1 pseudogene is annotated in these 599 nt (G+C 45.2%); it reads right to left on the bottom strand.

The features are described from left to right. Positions 1 to 599: pseudogene (locus ACQEXR_RS20395) on the bottom strand (DUF2235 domain-containing protein); the annotation flags it as partial.

Here is a 599-nt window from a genome sequence, read left to right as displayed (position 1 = left end):
GCAATAAAGTTATTAAGCATATCTGTAGAACCCAACAGCTTTTGTATATTGACTACTTCGCCGGCTTTTGCCAAATCCAGTACTCTTTGGCATAGAAGTCCGAAATCGAATGGAAGAATTTGCGGTTGATATGGATAGGCCAACTGACTTTGAACCGGATAGTATAAGTGGGCGTCTTGTTTACTTTCTTGGCAATTCCAAACATAAGGGCCTTCTGGTTTGTCATTTACAGGCACGCCAGCATATTCTGCCAGTCCATACATCACCCGTAAGTAGAGGCGCGATAAATCGCCTTCGGTACATTTGCGATAAAGCAGATGCGCTGTCGCACCGCTGGTGTATTTCCCTTCATAGGTCAATTCTGGATTAGTCAGTAAATAGTCTTGCCATAGCCAACCGTGTTTAAGTTCAATATCCAACGCTTGTTCAAGCTCTGTGGTTAGGGCGGCAAGTTGTTTTTTTTGCCCGAACAGGGATAAGTCGGTGTTTTGCACGCTTGCTATGCGTTTATTTTCGAGTAGCGGTAATAGATAGTCTGCGTTGGAGAAGGCGACACGTGAGTGATAGCCGCCACCAATATCGGAATGTGCGCCAGGCAA

The organism is Vibrio sp. TRT 2004, from assembly GCF_050113735.1.
Lineage (GTDB): Bacteria > Pseudomonadota > Gammaproteobacteria > Enterobacterales > Vibrionaceae > Vibrio.
The sequence above is the reverse complement of the archived record's forward strand: the minus strand, read 5'-3'. Positions and strand labels throughout refer to the sequence as shown.